The 14,692-nt window shown below is 65.5% G+C and carries 15 protein-coding genes; 3 read left to right on the forward strand and 12 right to left on the reverse strand.

The genetic code is table 11. The features are described 5' to 3' along the window. Positions 1 to 28: 28 nt before the first annotated feature. The 6 genes from ACS13N_RS22675 to ACS13N_RS22700 are packed head-to-tail and all read right to left on the reverse strand — an operon-like array spanning position 29 to position 5,675. Positions 29 to 1,162 carry an NAD(P)/FAD-dependent oxidoreductase gene (locus ACS13N_RS22675; protein WP_438933846.1) on the reverse strand — a complete coding sequence of 378 codons (1,134 nt, stop codon included), beginning with the start codon at positions 1,160 to 1,162 and terminating at the stop codon, positions 29 to 31. Next, positions 1,155 to 2,615, reverse strand: a complete 1,461-nt coding sequence (locus ACS13N_RS22680; RefSeq protein WP_438933847.1) for an NAD(P)/FAD-dependent oxidoreductase — start codon at positions 2,613 to 2,615, stop codon at positions 1,155 to 1,157. The genes ACS13N_RS22675 and ACS13N_RS22680 overlap by 8 nt, the downstream gene beginning before the upstream one ends. Further along, positions 2,615 to 2,941: a (2Fe-2S)-binding protein gene (locus ACS13N_RS22685; RefSeq protein ID WP_438933848.1), complete on the reverse strand. Its 327-nt coding sequence runs from the start codon at positions 2,939 to 2,941 to the stop codon at positions 2,615 to 2,617. The genes ACS13N_RS22680 and ACS13N_RS22685 overlap by 1 nt, the downstream gene beginning before the upstream one ends. A gap of 13 nt (positions 2,942 to 2,954) precedes the next feature. After that, positions 2,955 to 3,749: an ABC transporter permease gene (locus ACS13N_RS22690; RefSeq protein WP_438933849.1), complete on the reverse strand. Its 795-nt coding sequence runs from the start codon at positions 3,747 to 3,749 to the stop codon at positions 2,955 to 2,957. A gap of 10 nt (positions 3,750 to 3,759) precedes the next feature. After that, on the reverse strand, positions 3,760 to 4,617 hold the full coding sequence (locus ACS13N_RS22695; RefSeq protein ID WP_438933850.1) for an ABC transporter permease: 858 nt from the start codon (positions 4,615 to 4,617) through the stop codon (positions 3,760 to 3,762). Continuing rightward, positions 4,614 to 5,675 (reverse strand): ABC transporter ATP-binding protein, encoded by a 1,062-nt coding sequence (locus ACS13N_RS22700; protein WP_438933851.1) that lies wholly within the window; start codon positions 5,673 to 5,675, stop codon positions 4,614 to 4,616. Before ACS13N_RS22700 ends, ACS13N_RS22695 begins: the two co-directional genes overlap by 4 nt. Before the next feature lie 187 nt (positions 5,676 to 5,862). Between ACS13N_RS22700 and ACS13N_RS22705 the strand changes: the two genes are divergently transcribed. Next, a complete protein-coding gene (locus ACS13N_RS22705) occupies positions 5,863 to 6,705 on the forward strand; it encodes an IclR family transcriptional regulator (protein WP_438933852.1) in 843 nt (280 codons plus the stop codon). A gap of 19 nt (positions 6,706 to 6,724) precedes the next feature. Here the strand turns inward: ACS13N_RS22705 and ACS13N_RS22710 are convergent, their stop codons facing one another. The 3 genes from ACS13N_RS22710 to hglS are packed head-to-tail and all read right to left on the reverse strand — an operon-like array spanning position 6,725 to position 10,838. Then, positions 6,725 to 8,140, reverse strand: a complete 1,416-nt coding sequence (locus ACS13N_RS22710; RefSeq protein WP_438933853.1) for an FAD-binding oxidoreductase — start codon at positions 8,138 to 8,140, stop codon at positions 6,725 to 6,727. A gap of 47 nt (positions 8,141 to 8,187) precedes the next feature. Beyond that, positions 8,188 to 9,435: a PLP-dependent aminotransferase family protein gene (locus ACS13N_RS22715; RefSeq protein WP_438933854.1), complete on the reverse strand. Its 1,248-nt coding sequence runs from the start codon at positions 9,433 to 9,435 to the stop codon at positions 8,188 to 8,190. Next, positions 9,432 to 10,838: a 2-oxoadipate dioxygenase/decarboxylase HglS gene (gene hglS / locus ACS13N_RS22720; RefSeq protein ID WP_438933855.1), complete on the reverse strand. Its 1,407-nt coding sequence runs from the start codon at positions 10,836 to 10,838 to the stop codon at positions 9,432 to 9,434. Before hglS ends, ACS13N_RS22715 begins: the two co-directional genes overlap by 4 nt. Before the next feature lie 135 nt (positions 10,839 to 10,973). Here hglS and gcvA point away from each other — a divergent pair, with 135 nt between their 5' ends. Next, positions 10,974 to 11,903: a transcriptional regulator GcvA gene (gene gcvA / locus ACS13N_RS22725; protein WP_438933856.1), complete on the forward strand. Its 930-nt coding sequence runs from the start codon at positions 10,974 to 10,976 to the stop codon at positions 11,901 to 11,903. Between the two features lie 133 nt (positions 11,904 to 12,036). Next, positions 12,037 to 12,573: a PadR family transcriptional regulator gene (locus ACS13N_RS22730; RefSeq protein WP_438933857.1), complete on the forward strand. Its 537-nt coding sequence runs from the start codon at positions 12,037 to 12,039 to the stop codon at positions 12,571 to 12,573. A gap of 3 nt (positions 12,574 to 12,576) precedes the next feature. Here the strand turns inward: ACS13N_RS22730 and ACS13N_RS22735 are convergent, their stop codons facing one another. The 3 genes from ACS13N_RS22735 to ACS13N_RS22745 all read right to left on the reverse strand — a co-directional run bounded on the left by ACS13N_RS22735 (position 12,577) and on the right by ACS13N_RS22745 (position 14,675). Next, the gene (locus ACS13N_RS22735; protein ID WP_438933858.1) at positions 12,577 to 13,581 is read right to left on the reverse strand and encodes an NAD(P)H-dependent flavin oxidoreductase; all 1,005 of its coding nucleotides are present in this window, start codon (positions 13,579 to 13,581) and stop codon (positions 12,577 to 12,579) included. Positions 13,582 to 13,637: 56 nt separating this feature from the next. Next, positions 13,638 to 14,081 (reverse strand): nuclear transport factor 2 family protein, encoded by a 444-nt coding sequence (locus ACS13N_RS22740; RefSeq protein WP_438933859.1) that lies wholly within the window; start codon positions 14,079 to 14,081, stop codon positions 13,638 to 13,640. Positions 14,082 to 14,207: 126 nt separating this feature from the next. Further along, positions 14,208 to 14,675 carry a universal stress protein gene (locus ACS13N_RS22745; RefSeq protein WP_438933860.1) on the reverse strand — a complete coding sequence of 156 codons (468 nt, stop codon included), beginning with the start codon at positions 14,673 to 14,675 and terminating at the stop codon, positions 14,208 to 14,210. Positions 14,676 to 14,692: the final 17 nt, after the last annotated feature.

Here is a 14,692-nt window from a genome sequence, read left to right on the forward strand (position 1 = left end):
CTCCTGGGGCATCAGTGCATCGAGTGCATCAAGCAGCGGGTTGCAGAAAGCGGTGGATGGAAAAGGGTTCGATGGGCGTGCTGGTGCAGCCTTCGGCGATCAATTCGGCCATGACGTCGCCCACGCCCGGCCCGAGCTGGAAGCCGGCACCGGCAAAGCCGAAGGCATGGAACAGGCCTGGGCGGCGGGCGCTGGCGCCAATCACGGGTTGGTCGTCGGGAAGGTTGCCTTCCGTACCGCTCCAGGTGCGGATGATGTGGGCACCCTTGAGTTGCGGCAGCAGGGCGGCCAGTTGCGGCAACTGGCGCAGGATGGCCACGTGCGACGAGCGTGCGCGCTGATCGTCCAGCACGTAGCCACGCCCGCCGCCGAACACCACGTTGCCGCGCCGCACCTGCCGGCAGTAGATGCCGCCGCCTTCCACGCCCAGACTCCAGGGCAGGAAGAAGGGCAGCGGCTCGGTCACGCCCATGGTGGGCGGGATGGTGAACATGGGCACCGGCTCGCCCCATTGCGCCGCAAACTGCGCGGCCCACGCACCGGCGCAGTTGACCACGGCGGGTGCCTTGATCTGCAGGTCCCGGTCATGCTGGCGTGCATGGATGACGAAGCGCGCGCCATCGTGCTCGACCGATTGCACCGGCGCGTGTTCGCGCACATCGGCGCCGGCAGCCTGCGCGGCACGGGCAAACGCGGGGGACAGCAGGCGCGGATTGGCTTGCCCATCTTCCGGACACAGCGAGCCGCCGACGACCTGGTCGCCGCCCATCGGAAAATACTTCTGCAGCGCAGCCCGGCCCTCAATGAGCTGCAAGCCAAGGCCGTAGCCCTGGCTGCGCTCGGCGTAACTGGCCAGCGATTCCATGTCGGCTACGCTCCGGGCGATCTTGAAGTGCCCACTGCGCTCGTACTCGGCCTCGGTGCCGATCAGCTCGGTCAGGCGGCCCCAGATCTGGTGCGAACGCTGGGCCAGTGGCAACTGCTCGATGAAGCGCCCCTGGCGCCGCACGCCGCCAAAGTTGACGCCGCTGGAGCGCGAGCCGCACAGGTCACGCTCGAGCAGTGTGACGGTCAACCCGCGCCTCCGCAGGAACAGTGCCGTGGCGCTGCCCATGATGCCGCCGCCGATGATGGCCACGTCGCATGCGAGTTGCTCACGCAAGGTGGTTCTCCTGTTCGGTTGTCTCGGTCGCCTCGGTCACATCCAGCGGCAGCGGTTTGATCGGCGCTTGCGCGCGCAGACGGCCCACCTGTTCCAGTGGAACGGACTGCACGTGCGCAAGAATCTCCGCTGCCGCCGCGCCGCACATGCGGCCCTGGCAACGGCCCATGCCGACCCTGCACAGCGCCTTGAGGCGGTTCAGTTCACGCGCATTGCATTCGGTTGCCGTCTGGCGCAGCGTGCCGACGGTGACGTTCTCGCAGCGGCACACCACCAGATCGTCGCTGGCGTGCGCGGCCCAGTCGTCGGGGAACGGGAAGGCGATCTCCAACGCGTGGCGGAATCGTTCGACCTTCTGCAGCCGTTGATGCAATTGCGGCAGGCGATTGGCGTCGATGGGGATCTGACGATCCTGCAACAGGGCTAGCGCTGCCAGTTCGCCCGAGAGCTCGGCTGCATCCGCGCCCATGATGCCCGCGCCATCGCCCGCCAGATACACGCCTGCGACGGAGCTGCGCCGCAGGGCATCGATGCGCGGCACGTGGCAGCGGTGCAGGGTGGAGAACTCGAACGCGCAGCCAAGCAGATCGGCGAGTTGTGTTTCGGGCCGCAGCGCGTAACCCATGCCGACGGCAGAGCAGGCGGTGCGCTGTTCACGGCCCGCGCTGTCTTGCCACACGAGTTGTTCCACTGCCGAATTGTCCTCAGCGCCTTCAGCACGCAACAGTCGCACGCCGTGGTGCACCGGCACACCGTGCAGCTTGAGCTGGGCGACCAGCGCCATGCCTTTGGCCATCACGGCAGGCTGGCCCAGCATGGCCGGTGCAGCCTTGTAGCGCGCGGATGCCGGTGCGGTGTCGAGTACCGCCACCACCTTCGCGCCCGCCTTAGCGTATTGGCTGGCCACCAGATAGAGCAGGGGGCCGGTGCCGGCAAACACAACGGCATCGCCAATCGCACACCCTTGGTATTTGAGCGCGACCTGCGCGCCGCCCAGTGTGTAGACGCCTGGCAGCGTCCAGCCTGGGATGGGCAGCACGCGGTCGGTGGCGCCGGTGGCGACGATCACATCGCGCCAGGGCAGGCTGCTGATCTCGCGCGTGGGCACGTGCAGCAGATCGAGCAGATCGGGCTGCGCGTTCCACACCAGGGTCTGCGGGTGGTAGTCGAGCTGCGGCCGGATACGGTCGAAGGTGGCATGCACAGCTTGCGCGCGTTCGGCCTCGGTGCCGTACAGCTCGGCGGCGGTGCGGCCAAAGCCATCGGGTTGGCGTCGGTAGATCTGGCCGCCGGCACGCGGGGCTTCGTCCAGCACGATCGGCTTGAGGCCGTGCGCCAGCAAGGTCTCGGCCGCGCGCACGCCTGCGGGCCCGGCACCGATGATGACGGGCGGCAGATCCTGCTGCGCCTGACGCTGCAGTGTGGAAGCAGCCTGCACCGTAGTTGTCACCATCACGCGGCTCCTTCGGTGCCAGCCGGCTGCGTGCAGATATGCATGCCGGGCTCGATCATGGTCTGGCAGGCGCGCAGTGATTGGCCATCCGCCAGGCGCACCCAGCAGTCCTGACAGGCGCCCATCATGCAGAAGCCGGCGCGCGGCTGCTGGCTGAATTCGTTGATGCGCAATTGGCGCGTGTGCGTAAGCACTGCCGTCAGCACGGTATCGCCTGCCAGGGCTTCAGCGGGCTGGCCATCGAGTACGAACGCCACCGTGGGGCGGTTCCGCTCTTTGAGGCGCTGGAGTTGCGCGAGAGCAGAGGGCTTTGCAGGAGCAATCATCGTGGTCTCTGTCTCAATGCTTGCCGATCAGAATGCGGTCCAGGCCATAGACCTTGTCCAGCAGCAGCATCAGCGCCAGCGTGAGGAAGACGATCAGCGCCGAGACGGCGGCCATCATTGGGTCGAGCGATTCGGTGGCGTACATGTACATGCGCACCGGCAGCGTGACGGTGGCAGGCGACACGACGAAGATGGACATGGTCAGCTCATCAAAGCTGTTGATGAAGGCCAGCAGCCACCCGCCCGTGATACCCGGCAGGATCATCGGCAGCGTCATGCGGCGGAACACCGTGAAGCTGCTGGCGCCCAGCGAGTAGGCCGCGTGCTCCACCGAATGGTCAAAGCCGACGAGCGCCGCCATCACGAGCCGCATCGTGTACGGCGTGACGATCAACGCGTGCGCGAAGATCAGCCAGCCGAAGCTGCCTTGCCCACCCACCAGCGAGAACATGCGCAACAGCGCCACGCCCAGCACGAGGTGCGGAATGATCAGCGGCGACAGAAACACGCCCTGCAGATACTGCAAGCCCGGCGCCCGATAGCGGACGATGGCCATGGCCGCCGGCACCGCCAGCGCGGTAGACAGCGTGGCCGCTGCCAACCCCAGCCACAGGCTGTTCCAGAACGACTGCACGAAATCCGGGTGATGTACCACCTGATCAAACCAGCGCAGCGAGAAGTGGCTGGTGGGCAGCGTGAGCGTTTCCTCGGGCGTGAAGGCGACGATGCACACGATCACCAGCGGCGCCAGCATGAAGGTGATGACGAGCGCGTTGAAGATGAGCGCGAGCGGTCCGTTCTTTTGCATGTGCGCTCCTTCAACCCAGCGTCTTCTTGTAGCGGCCTTCGATCATGCGATTCCAGCCCAGCATGATGATCAGGTTGGCCGCCAGCAGGATTAGCGCAATGGCCGCGCCCAGCGGCCAGTTGAGTTCATTCAGGTATTCGTCGTAGATGAGCGTGGCGACCATCTTCACGCGGCGCCCGCCCAGCAGGCCCGGAATGGCGAACGAGCTGGCCGACAGACCGAACACGATCAGGCTGCCCGACAGAATGCCCGGCATGACCTGCGGCAGCACCACGCGGCGCAAGGTGGTGAAGTGCGAGGCGGACAGCGAGAGCGCGGCGTTCTCCACCCACGGGTCGAGCTTCTGCAGCGACGTCCACACCGGGATCACCATGAACGGCAGCATCACGTGCACCAGCGCAATCACCACGGCCGTCTCGTTGTACAGCAGCTTGACCGAGCCGATGCCGATGGCCTTGAACGCGGCGTTGATCAAGCCTTCGGGCCCGAGCAGCATGCTCCAGCCGAATGCGCGCACCACCACCGAAATCAGCAGCGGCGCCAGGATCACGAGCAGAAAGATCGAGCGCCAGGGTTTGCGCATCCGGCTCAGGATGTAGGCCTCGGGCGCGCCGATCAGGATGCACACCAGCGTCACCAGCGCCGAGACGCGCAGCGTGCGCCAGAAGATTTCGTAGTAGTACGGGTCCTGCACCACGTGCAGGTAGTGCGCGAACGTGAAGGTGCCCGGGATTGGCCCTTTGTCCGCATCGAAGACGTTGAAGGACAGGATCACGCTCAACGCTAGCGGCACGAACAGCATCACGGCGAACAGGGCCAGCGCGGGGCCGGTCATGCTCCATGGCGCCCAGGTTGGTCGTCGGCTCATGCCGCCTCCCCAGTACCGATTACGCGCACGTAGCGGTCCTGCCAATCCACACCCACGGTCTGGCCCACGTCGCAGGGCGCGGCGCCGTCGTTGACGGCCGACACCAGCATCGCGCCCAGCGGCGTGTCGACGGTGTACATCCACTGATTGCCGAGGAAGAAGCGCTCGGTCACGCGGCCTTCGCAGCGGCCGGAGCCGTCGGCGGTGCACGTCATCTTCTCGGGGCGCAGCGCCAGCACGACCTTGGTGCCCACGGACGCGCCCGGCGGCAGTGCCACCTGAACGGACCCGACAGCGGCACACACCTCGCCATCGTTGCCGGACACCACCGAGGCATGCAGCAGATTGGCCTTGCCGACAAACGTGGAGATGAACGCGTTGCGCGGGTGCTCGTACACCGCCAGCGGCGTATCCACCTGGGTGATGCGCCCCGCTTCCATGACGACTACGCGGTCGCTGATCGACATGGCTTCGGCCTGATCGTGCGTGACCATGATGGTGGTCGTGCCGACCTTGCGCTGGATCTCGCGCAGCTCGAACTGCATCTCTTCGCGCAGCTTGGCGTCGAGGTTGGACAGCGGCTCGTCCAGCAGCAACACCGGCGGCTTGATGACCAGTGCACGTGCCAGGGCCACGCGCTGGCGCTGCCCGCCGGACAGTTCGCGCGGGTAGCGGTCAACGTGCTTGTCCAGATGCACGAGCGCCAGCGCCTGCATGGCGCGCTCGCGGCGTTCCGCTGCAGGGCACTTGCGCATCTCCAGGCCGAATTCCACGTTTTCGCGCACCGTCATGTGCGGGAACAGTGCGTAGGTCTGGAACACGATCCCCAGGCCGCGCGCGTTGGCGCGGGTGCGGGTGATGTTCTTGCCGTCCAGCTCGATCGTGCCTTCGGATACCTCGGCAAAACCCGCAATCATCTGCAGGGTCGTGGTCTTGCCGCAGCCCGACGGGCCCAGCAGCGAGACAAATTCGCCCTTGTGGACGTCCAGGCAAAAGTCTTGAACCACCCGGAGGTCGCCGTACTGCTTGGAGACATGGTTGAGGCGCAGAAAGCTCATCGGACATCCTTTGCGACTGGGGGCGTCGCCAGACTTCGGTATCTGAACAATATGGATATGCTATTGCAACATGCGTGCCAAAACATCGTCTTAACCTAGGTGTATACGCTGTAGTTGGAATATTTCTCGTATTTATTCCGATCAACGGAATACAATCGATCAAGCAAATTCACTCCATTCCAGCTTCATGTCCTTCGATTCCGACGACGATGCGCATCAGCGCAGCGCCATGCACCGCACCTTCCAGATCCTGCGCACCATCGCGGAGCAGCAGCACCAAGGTGTGCGTGTTACGTACCTGGCCAAGACACTGGGCATGACCCCCGCTACGACGCACCGTCTGCTGCAGGGCCTGATGCAGGAAGGCATGGTCGAGCAGGATCAGCAGAACAAGCTCTATCGGCTCAGCCTGGACTTGTTCTGCTTGGCGGCCCAGGCGGGCGCGGTGAACGATCTGCGCTCCGTGGCGCGGCCGGCCCTGCTGCGCCTGAATGCCAGCCTGGGCGACACGGTGTTGCTGTTGGTGCGTTCGGGTTTTGATGCGGTGTGCCTCGACCGCGTGGAGGGGCAGTACCCCATCCGCACTTTCACGGGCGACGTGGGCGGCCGGGTGGAACTGGGCGTGGGCCAGGGGGCACTGGTGATCCTGGCGCACCTGCCCGAGGCCGAGCAGGAGGAGGTGCTGCGCTACAACCTGCCACGCATCCGGCACTACAGCGTGTATGACGAGGTCTACCTGCGCTCCGAGGTCAGGAAAGCCCGCGAACAGGGCTACAGCGCCAAGACGGACGGGCTGCTCGAAGGCAATGCCGGCATAGCGGTGCCGGTGTTCGACCGCAATGGCAACGTGGTTGCTGCGCTGTCGGTCGGCACGCTCGCCAACCGTCTGAGCGCAGACCGCCTGCCCATCGTGTACGACATCCTGCTGCGCGAGGCCAACCGACTGTCCACGCTGATCAACCCGTTTGATCCGACGCTGCGGCGCCCCATGCATTCCATGGCCGTGAGCGATACCTATCGCGCCATCTGATCTGGCGAGCGTGCTGGGTCTATGCGAGCACGCGGCCCGGGTTCATCAGGCCCTGCGGGTCGAGCGCTTGTTTGATGGTGCGCATCAACTGCAGGGCCACCGGTGTTTTGTAGTGGGGAAGGTGGTCGCGCTTGAGCGTGCCAATGCCGTGCTCTGCAGAGATCGAACCACCAAAGCGGTGGACGGACTGGTACACCGCATCCCCAATCGCAGCCTCATGCGCGGCAACGAACGCCGCCGCATCTGCACCCACCGGCGCCTGGACGTTGTAGTGCAGGTTCCCATCGCCCAGGTGCCCGAAGTTGATCAGGCGCAGCCCCGGCACCAGCGCGAGTAGCTGCGCGTCGGTCTGCGCCACAAACTCGGGGATGCGTGAGATCGGCACCGACACGTCGTGCTTGATGTTGCGCCCCTCGGCTGCCTGCGCCAGGGTGATGCTCTCGCGGATGTGCCACAGGTCATGCGCCTGGCGGATGTTCTCCGCGATGATGGCGTCGGTCACGATGCCGTCTTCCATCGCGGTCTCTAGCAGGTGTTCAAACTGCGCCCTGGCGTGCGCTTCGGATTCGCTGTCGGACGCTTCCAGCAAGACGCACCACGGCGTCTCACGCCACATCGGCACACGCAGATGCGGGTAGTGCGTGTCAACCAGCCTGAGCCCTTCCTGCCCCATGACTTCAAAGCCCGTGAGCGCGGCCGACAGATGCCGATGCGACAAGGCCAGCAACGCTGTGGCCGCCTCCAGCGAAGGCACGGCCGCCCACGCCGTCAATTGCGCGGCGGGTTGCGGATACAGGCGCAGCGTGGCCGCCGTGATGATGCCCAGCGTGCCTTCGCTGCCGATGAACAGGTTGCGCAGGTCGTAGCCGGTATTGTCCTTGCGCAGGCCTTGCAGGCTCTCCAGGATTTGCCCGTCAGGCAGCACGACTTCCAGCCCCAGGCACAACTCGCGCGCATTGCCGTAGCGCACCACCTGCGTGCCGCCGGCATTGGTCGCCAGGTTGCCGCCGATGGTGCAACTGCCTTCCGCACCCAGGCTCAGCGGGAAGAGCAGGCCCGCCTCGTGCACCACTTCCTGAAGCGACTGGAGCACGCAGCCGGCCTCCACCGTGACCGTCATGTTGGCGGCGTCAATGGCGCGCACGGTCTGCATGCGGCGCAGGCTCAGGACGATCTGTTCGCCGCTGGCATCGGGCACCGAGCCTTCCACCAGGCCGGTGTTGCCGCCCTGAGGCACGATCGACACGCCGGCTTGGGCGCATGCGCGCACAACGTTGGCCACTTCCGCCGTGCTGCAGGGGCGCACCACGCATAGCGCCTTGCCGTGCAGGCGCTGGCGCCAATCGGATTCGTATTCGGCGCAGGCGTCGCCGGTCAGGACATGGGCGGCGCCCACGATGCCGAGCAAGGTGGAGATCAGGTTGTCGGGTGTCATGGCAACAGCGATGAAGGTTGTCTGCCCAAGGGCAATATCAGGCAATGTCAGCGCATGGCCAGCGCCACGGCCGCAGCCAGACGCTGCACGGCCTGCTCGATCTGCGGCACCTCGGGCGCGGCGAATGACAGGCGCATCGTGTGGAGCTGTGCGTTGTCCGGATAGAACGCCTTGCCGGGCACATACAGCACCTGCTGCGACACGGCGGCATCAAACAGCGCTTGCGGGTCGATGGCCTGCGCGAACGTCGCCCAGACGAACATGCCGCCCGCCGGCGCCGCGCAATGCACGTGGCCATCGAGTTGCGTGGCGATGCCTTGCACCAAGGCCTGCATGCGCCGCTGATATTCAATGCGGGCGCGCTGCACCGTGGCCGGATAGCGCCCGCTTTCCAGGTAGCGGGCTGCCACCATCTGCGCCAGTGGAGAGGTGCACAGATCCACCGTCTGTTTGGCGATGGTGCAGCGGCGCAGCAGGCTGCTGTCGGCCAGCATCCAGCCGATCCGCAGCGCAGGGGCGACGGTCTTGGATAGGCTGGAGAGGTACACCACCGGATTCACACCGCCTGCAGACAACCGGTCGCCCACCGTGCGCAGCGTTGGAGGCATGGGCGGCGTGTTGCCGTTCTCCATGTCCGGGGCGTTGAAGCGCAGTTCGCCGTAGGGATCGTCTTCCACCACCCAGAAGCCGTGCGTACAGGCGAGTTGCACCAGCGCTTCGCGCCGCTCGGCGGAGAGCAGCGTGCCGCGCGGGTTGGAGAAGTTCGGCACCGTGTAGAGCAGCTTGGGGCGCTGCGCGGCGGGCGACTGGCGTAACAGCTCGGCCAGCGCATCGGTTTGCAGGCCGTGGTCATCCATCGGCACGGGCACGATGCGCGCTTGCGCCAGGCGCAAGGCTTGCAGCGTGGCGGGGTAGGCCGGCACTTCCACCAGCACCGTATCCCCCGGTTCGATCAGCACGCGGACCAGCAGGTCAAATGCTTGCTGCGAGCCTGTGGTCACCATCATCTGTTCGGCACTGGCTTGAATGCCGCGCTCACGCATCAATGCAGCGAGTGCGGTGCGAAGAACCGGCAGCCCTTCGGTGGCGCCGTACTGCAGGGTCTGCGCATCGCCCGCCATGGCTTGGGCGGCGGCCTGCGCCAGCCCTTCCGCGTCAAACAGGCTGGGCGACGGATAGCCACCCGCCAGAGAGATCATCCCCGGTTGGCTGAGGTACGGAAACAGCTCGCGGATGGGCGAGCCGGCAGGCTGTGCGAACACGGCGGCAAAGGCCGGCATGGCGATGTCAGTCATGCAGCATCCGCAACGGGGGTGCCGCGCAGCATGGCGTACACCTGATCGATGGAGCGTTGCTGAGCCGCTTCGTACAGTGCGATCTCATCGTGTACGCGCGCACCCAGCGCGGTCTCGAACGCCTGCTGTGCGGCATGGGCCTGATACTGCTTCTGCTCTTCGCCGCCCAGGTTGGATTGGAAGATGCCCGCTGCGCTTACCGGCAGAAAGTCTTCATACGTGATGGGGGCGGCTTGGACCCAGCCCTTGGCCAGCAGTGCATCCAACGAGGCATCGGCCGCCGTTGTTTCAGCCTGCGCCCGGCCCGAAGCGGTGAGCGTGTAGCGATAGAACGCCAGCCCTTGCGCACGCAGTGCGTCATGCGTGTCGGGGAAGGCGCGGAACACCTGCGCCAGCCGATCTTCATAGTCCGGCGCGGCACTGCCGGCGCTGCCCATGTCACGCACCTCGGCCAGCAGTTGGTCGTACAGCGCGCGGCCCTTGCGCGTGAGGGCGATGCCGCGCTGTTCGATCTCGCCAAAGCGCGCCGTGTGGGCGCCGGCATTGTCTGTGAAGCGCACCGCCTCTTGAAGCGCCTTGAAGCTGGTCTGGCGCAGCAGGATGGGGCAGTCGCGACGCGGCGGGCCTTCCACCACGTCCTTCGCGTCCATGCCGCGCGCGGGCATGGCGGCTTGCGCGGCGTCGATGTCGAGCGTGCGCGGCGTCAGGTGGTTGATGTGGGGGCCGCGGAAGCACACCACGTCGGCCACCAGGCGGTGAGCGGCTTGCAGCGCGCGGTAGGTGTCTGCGTCGACCGTGGCGGTGCTGTGCCAGCGGAAGGTCTCCAGCGCCTCGCGTACGAAGGCGTCGGCATCTGCGTCGGCCAGACCGCCGTCGGCCTCGCACTGGGCGATCAATTCCAGCACGCGGGGCGTAAAGATCTGGCGGCGTGCCAGGATGGCCGCGGCCTTGTCGCGCAGGGCCGCATCGGCAATCAGCTCAAGCCGCAGCAACGACGTGAACACGCGGAACGGGTTGGCCAGCAATGCCGCATCGCTCACCGGGCGAAATGCCGTGGAGTGCACGGGCACGCCGGCCACCGACAGGTCGTAGTAGCCAACGGGCTCCATCCCCATGACGGCAAACAGACGGCGCAGCGTGGCTAGCTCAGCCGCCGTACCAACGCGGATGGCGCCGTGGCGCTCCACATCCAGCCGCTCCAGTTCGCCCGATTGCGCCATCTGCGTGTGCAGTGCGGGCTGGGCGCTCAGTACGTGCGCGTTGATGTCGGATACCAGTTCGACCAGGGTGCCGTATTGCGGCACTTCCTCGCGGTACATGGCCGACATGGCGCGCGAAAAGCGCGTGCGGATGTCATCTGCTTGGACGAAGTTTGCGGCCTGGGGTTGATGCGTTGCGCTCATGACTGGATCGGGTTTGCCAAGGTTGGAGTGATATTGGGCTGGAGGTTGTGCGCCAGTCAAACGATAATCCGGGCATAGTTCATTCCAAAATAGAATGAACTCCCCCGATGTACACATCGCCTCTCGCTGGTCGCCATGTTCCCGTCACGCCGCTTTTTGCCGCCGATGTCCTTGCTGTGTGCGTTTGAGGCCGCCGCGCGCCACCAGAGCTTTACGGCCGCCGCCGCAGAGCTGCACCTGACGCAAAGCGCCGTCAGCCGCCAGATTCGCGCGCTGGAAGACCGCCTTGGGGCAGAACTCTTTGTGCGCGAACGCCAGACCGTGCGCCTGAGCCCAGCGGGCCAGGCGTATGCGGAGGAGATCCGTGGCGCATTGATGCGCATTGCCAGCGCCACGGTGGGCTTGCACGCCAACCCGCAGGGCGGCAGCTTGAATCTGGCCATCCTGCCCACCTTCGGTACCCGTTGGCTGGCGCCGCGCCTGCCGCAGTTCTTTGACCAGCACCCCGGCATCACCATCAACCTGACCACGCGGCTGTCGCAGTTCGACTTTCAGTTGGAGGCGGTGGATGCGGCCATCCATTTCGGCCCGCCGGATTGGCCCGGTGCGGAGCTCGCCTTGCTGATGAGCGAAACCGTCGTCCCCGCCTGCAGCGCGGCACTGCTGGCCCGCTACGACTTTGCGCAGCCGCACGATCTGTTGCGCGCGCCGCTGTTGCACCTGGCTTCGCGCCCCGATGCCTGGTCGCGCTGGTTCGCCAGCCATCAGGTCGATCACGTGGACAGGGCAGACGCGCAAGGCATGTTGTTCGACCAGTTCGCCACCGCCGCGCAGGCTGCCGTTGCAGGCTTGGGCGTGGCACTGCTGCCGCGCTTTCTGATCCCCCACGAGTTGCAGCAGGGCGACCTTGTGCGCGCGTTGCCCCACGTGCCCGAGATGGAAAGCGCAGAGCGCTACTACCTCGCGTGGCCCACCAGCCGGACGGACTATCCACCGTTGCAAGCGTTGCGGACGTGGCTGGTACAAGCTGCGCAGGACTTCATGCAAGCACAGGTTGCCGAGTGACGCGCAGCGCTGTTGTGAGCGGCAAACAGTGCATGACGCGTCCTCCACTGTTCTGTAAAGTTCGCAGATCGCATTGGCCGCTGGTGCCTGGCACCCGGTCGATGGAACAACGCAAGCTCACGTCATCTCGCTCATGTCCATCCAACACGCACTGCTGACCTCCTTGCTGGAAAAACCCTCGTCGGGCTACGAGCTAGCCCGCCGCTTTGACAAGTCGATGGGCTATTTCTGGAGTGCCACGCACCAGCAGATCTACCGCGAGCTTGGCCGCATGGCCGAAGCCGGTTGGGTGAGCGTGGAAGAAGAGGAAGACGGCCGCAAGAAGACGTACACCGTGCTGCCACCGGGCCGAGAAGAACTCGCGCGCTGGGTGCTGGAGCCGACCGTATCGTCGGACAACCGCGAAGAAGTGCTGGTGAAGCTGCGCGCCGATGCCGTGATCGGCCCGCTCGGTTTTGCCGACGAAATGCAGCGCCTGATCGAGCAGCACCGCACCCGCCTGAACACCTTCCGCGAGATCGAGCAGCGTGATTTTGCGCGCGCGGATCTCTCGCGTGCGCAGCGGTTGCAGCACGCGGTGCTTCAACGCGGCATCGTTTACGAAGAAGGCTGGCTCGCGTGGGCAGACGATGTGCTGCCGTTGCTGGAGCCAGCCTCTGTGACGGCTTAAGACTTAAACCGTCGCCTTGTTATCCACCGGGGCACGCAGCGCCTCGATGTTGTTCAAGCGGCGGCGCGCCACTTCAAACTCCTCGGCAAAGCGCTTGACGAGTTCCGCCGCCGGCACCACGCGCTTGACTGCGCCCACGCCCTGGCCGGCGCCCCAGATGTCCTTCCACGCCTTGGCCTTCGCGCCGCCGCCCGAGCCGAAGTTCATCTTGCTCGGGTCCGATTCCGGCAGGGCTTCCGGGTCCAGGCCCGCGCCCTCGATGCTCTTGCGCAGGTAGTTGCCGTGCACGCCGGTGAACAGGTTCGTGTAGACGATGTCGCTGGCAGTGCTCTCCACGATGGCTTGCTTGTAGCCTTCGATCGCGTTGGCTTCTTCGGTGGCAATGAAGGCCGAGCCGACATAGGCCAAGTCTGCACCGGCAGCCAGCGCTGCCAGAATGGCATTGCCGTTGGCGATCGCGCCCGACAGCAGCAGCGGGCCGTCAAACCATTCACGAATCTCGTGGATCAGCGCAAACGGTGACGTCGTGCCCGCATGGCCGCCCGCGCCCGCGGCCACGGCGATCAGGCCATCCGCGCCTTTTTCGATCGCCTTCTTGGCAAACTTGTTGTTGATCACGTCGTGCAGCACGATGCCGCCGTAGCTGTGCACGGCCTGGTTCACGTCTTCACGCGCACCCAGCGAGGTGATGACGATGGGCACCTTGTACTTCACGCACAGTGCCAGGTCGTGCTCCAGGCGGTCGTTCGACTTGTGCACGATCTGGTTGACGGCAAACGGCGCCGACGGCTTGTCCGGGTGCTGCGCGTCGTATTCGGCCAGCTCCGTGGTGATGCGCTGCAGCCAGGTTTCCAGCAGCTCGGCCGGGCGTGCGTTGAGCGCCGGGAACGAGCCGACCACGCCCGCCTTGCACTGCGCGATCACGAGGTCAGGGTTGGAGATGATGAACAGCGGCGAGCCCACCACGGGCACGGACAGGCGGTTTTGCAGGATCGGGGGCAGCGACATGGCAGTCTCCGTTGGAAATCGTTATGGAATCAGGAAGGGGGGGGCGACGCGGAGGCTCAGGCCTCGGCCTTGAGCAGCGCGAGCTTGTCGGCCAGCTTGGCACCCATGGCCGCGCCGAGTGCCTGCAGGCCGGTTGCCGGGCGAACCATCACCTCGAATTCGACAATCTTGCCGCTCGCATTGAAGCGGATCATGTCGATGCCCTTGAGCGATTTGCCGCTCACGTTGGCGCTGAATTCCAGCACCACGCTCGCACCATCATCCGTGGCGAAGCTGCGGTGGTACTGGAAGTCTTCAAAGACCGTGTTGACGGTGCGCAGCACCAGCGTGGTGGCAGTGCGGCCCGGGTAAGCCGTATGTGCCACGGGCGAGCGGAAGACGACTTCGTCGGCGAACAGATCGTCGAGTGCGTCCATGTCGCCGCTCTCAAGCATGGCATGCCAGGCGGTGAGCGTGGCTTGCGATTGAGTGGACAGCGCGGTAGGAATCGGTTGGGTCACGGTGTCTCCTGAACAGGAAGTGCAACAGATTGCATCAGCGTGGAGGCAACATAGCACAGCACCTATCACTATGCAACAAGTTGCATAGTATGCCGATTCGATACCGATTCAAATGAAAGTGCTGCTTCAGCCGCTCGTGTGATCGGGGTGCTGTGCACGCACCACGATGACGGTGCGGCGCGACAGCTTGACCGTGCGTTCGGCCACGCTGCCCAGCAGGATGCGCGACAGCCCGCTGCGGTTGTGCGAGCCGACCACGATGGTGTCGGCCTGCCAGCGCACGGCTTCGTGCTCGAGGGCGTTGCCGATGTCGTCGTCGGTGGAGTCGAGCATCAGGATGCCGGTTTCGACGGCAACGCCGGCGCCTTCCAGCGTTCGTTGCAGTTCGGCCAGGGAGTGGTCAGCGGTTTGGTGTTCGGTGTCGCGCAGCTTGTCGACGCTGTAGATTTCGCGCGACTCCGGCATGGTTGGCGAGCCGATCGCCCATACCACGCGGACCTGGCCGCCGAATGCCTGGGCAAGTGCCGCAGCTTGATCAACAGCGAGCCGTGCTTCCTGGCTGCCGTCAAAACCGGCGAGGATGCGTTGGTACATGGGGGCGCTCCGGACAT

The organism is Ralstonia sp. 24A2 (assembly GCF_051783885.1).
GTDB lineage: Bacteria > Pseudomonadota > Gammaproteobacteria > Burkholderiales > Burkholderiaceae > Ralstonia.

Bases quoted from the DNA above. Each gene is read 5' to 3' on its own strand.
- gcvA (WP_438933856.1), top strand. From the start codon at position 10,974: ATGTTCCCGTCACGCCGCTTTTTGCCGCCGATGTCCTTGCTGTGTGCG.
- ACS13N_RS22715 (WP_438933854.1), bottom strand. From the start codon at position 9,435: ATGACTGACATCGCCATGCCGGCCTTTGCCGCCGTGTTCGCACAGCCT.
- ACS13N_RS22695 (WP_438933850.1), bottom strand. From the start codon at position 4,617: ATGAGCCGACGACCAACCTGGGCGCCATGGAGCATGACCGGCCCCGCG.
- ACS13N_RS22685 (WP_438933848.1), bottom strand. From the start codon at position 2,941: ATGATTGCTCCTGCAAAGCCCTCTGCTCTCGCGCAACTCCAGCGCCTC.
- ACS13N_RS22680 (WP_438933847.1), bottom strand. From the start codon at position 2,615: ATGGTGACAACTACGGTGCAGGCTGCTTCCACACTGCAGCGTCAGGCG.
- ACS13N_RS22730 (WP_438933857.1), top strand. From the start codon at position 12,037: ATGTCCATCCAACACGCACTGCTGACCTCCTTGCTGGAAAAACCCTCG.
- ACS13N_RS22710 (WP_438933853.1), bottom strand. From the start codon at position 8,140: ATGACACCCGACAACCTGATCTCCACCTTGCTCGGCATCGTGGGCGCC.
- ACS13N_RS22745 (WP_438933860.1), bottom strand. From the start codon at position 14,675: ATGTACCAACGCATCCTCGCCGGTTTTGACGGCAGCCAGGAAGCACGG.
- ACS13N_RS22690 (WP_438933849.1), bottom strand. From the start codon at position 3,749: ATGCAAAAGAACGGACCGCTCGCGCTCATCTTCAACGCGCTCGTCATC.
- ACS13N_RS22735 (WP_438933858.1), bottom strand. From the start codon at position 13,581: ATGTCGCTGCCCCCGATCCTGCAAAACCGCCTGTCCGTGCCCGTGGTG.
- ACS13N_RS22700 (WP_438933851.1), bottom strand. From the start codon at position 5,675: ATGAGCTTTCTGCGCCTCAACCATGTCTCCAAGCAGTACGGCGACCTC.
- ACS13N_RS22705 (WP_438933852.1), top strand. From the start codon at position 5,863: ATGTCCTTCGATTCCGACGACGATGCGCATCAGCGCAGCGCCATGCAC.
- hglS (WP_438933855.1), bottom strand. From the start codon at position 10,838: ATGAGCGCAACGCATCAACCCCAGGCCGCAAACTTCGTCCAAGCAGAT.